2 protein-coding genes are annotated in these 1834 nt (G+C 41.4%); one reads left to right on the top strand and one right to left on the bottom strand.

Annotation, left to right across the window (positions count from 1 at the left end; genetic code table 11):
• Nucleotides 1-144: 144 nt before the first annotated feature.
• Nucleotides 145-939, bottom strand: a complete 795-nt coding sequence (gene ygeQ / locus RTW80_RS24605) for a protein YgeQ (protein ID WP_312720684.1) — start codon at nucleotides 937-939, stop codon at nucleotides 145-147.
• A 262-nt stretch (nucleotides 940-1201) separates the two neighbouring features.
• Between ygeQ and RTW80_RS24600 the strand changes: the two genes are divergently transcribed.
• Nucleotides 1202-1834 (top strand): DUF6538 domain-containing protein (locus RTW80_RS24600; protein ID WP_409415313.1); only part of this gene is annotated, 633 nt, incomplete at its 3' end.

The raw sequence follows: 1834 nt of genomic DNA, 5'->3' as shown, positions 1-1834 counted from the left end.
ATCCAGTTCATTGACTTTAGCTTCGCGTAGTAAATCAGAGACAAAAACAGAGTCTTTCTTCGAGAGTAGGTTTGACAAACGTTCCAGTCCAGAGGTCACCAGTGCAACGGAAGATGTGTTTAATCGGGCATCTTCTTCCCATGCTCAGGAATCTTCCATAACATAGAAATTGGCTTTATCCAGATAAGCAATCAGCAGCGCAACCGACTTTAATCGGTCACCTTTTTGCCAATCTTCAGCTTTAATAGTACCAGTGTTGATTGCTTGTATAAGGAGATCAAGGTAAAGACCTAAAGCATCATTTTGTTTATGGTTCCACAGCTGCGGCTTGCCTTCTTCCTGCACATCTGCCATCACGGGGGAGTTGCTGTCAAATCGGATATGCACAGCATTCATTTGCACGGGAATTCCATCCAGTCGTTTTGGGTTGCTAATGACGTCCTGCATCCGCTTAATCTGGTCGGGCGTAGACATATAATCCCACAGGGTGAGCAGAACCTTTTTTGCGGCTACACTATTTCCCTGATCTGATACTAATGCCATATAGCCCCATAAACTATCCCTCAACCAGACAGCATCATAGTGGGTTTCTGCCGCTGTTTTGTCATCTTCGAAAGTAGAAGCAAGAATAAACGTTCCCCAGGGTTTCTCCGTCAACGTTAACTTTCGTGTGTTTTCTGTTAATGTTAGCAATCCTTGAATTTCGTCTTTGGTATAGTGGCTCTTTATTTCATTTTGTAATTTGGCTGAGTGAATCAGAAGACGATAATTAGGATACTTATCTGGATTTAACGATAAATAACTTTTATCTGTTGCTGCCCCCGTGGAATTAAGAATGTTAAATACAGATTCACTCGTCACTTCTGCCCCTGTCGCCTGGCATGTGCCGCACGAAAATATACCAGCGAGCAGAAGAGTTAATGCAGATTTCCCTTTCATAAAATATTCCATCAATCGTTTGTTAAAAGCGTAGATAACCACTTATTTAACAACTTGAAAATAAGGTGTTTTACCTGGGTTGTTACAAAAGGATTGCATTGCGTAAACGCTTTTTATTTACAACAAAATGGGGAAGTATTACGGCGAAGATAAATTGGAGCGGGCGAAGGGAATCGAGGAAACCCATAATAACCTGCTGTAAAATAAAGATTTTGTGATCAATCATAGGTAACTGATTACGTGATAATAGAGGATCATTATCGTGTCGATCAAGAGCCAAGCATACTTATTTAAGAGAAAAGATGGGATCTGGATGTTTCAGATTTTTGTTCCTAAATACTTACGTCATCTTTACCCTTACAAGTTGTGGAGAAAAAGCACATCTACACGAGATCTGAATGAGGCGAGAAGATTCAGAAACCATCTATTATTAGAATGGGAGGAACTAAAGCGGAAACATAATCCTGATAACCCCGAAAGGAGGTTACAACAAGCTATTGAATCCTTACATTCAGAGGCAAGGGCCAATAAAAACACGCAAAGAGCCGTAAAACGCGGTTATGCATCGCCTTCCCTATGCTTAATACGTGACGAATACGCCGAATGCTACAGAGAGCGTCGTTCATACTCAACACTACAGAAATCAGCAAGGGCCGTTGAGCTATTTTTACAAAGCATTCAGAAAGATGATATTCATATTGAGAAAATAGGCAGACGGCTTGTAACAGTATTCTTAGATGACCAGAAGCAACGAGGAGCAGCCGATCAATCTCGTCAAAACTGGCTTACATGCTTAGGATCGCTCTATGAATTTGCTAAACGCCGTTATGACGGAATACCAGACAGTAACCCTTTTCACGGTCATAATCTCGAAGCACGTCGCACAATCGAGAGT

It is taken from the genome of Escherichia sp. AM3 (assembly GCF_032029835.1).
In the GTDB taxonomy this organism is placed as follows: Bacteria; Pseudomonadota; Gammaproteobacteria; order Enterobacterales; family Enterobacteriaceae; genus Escherichia; species Escherichia coli.
This window is presented reverse-complemented; position numbering and strand designations above follow the sequence as displayed.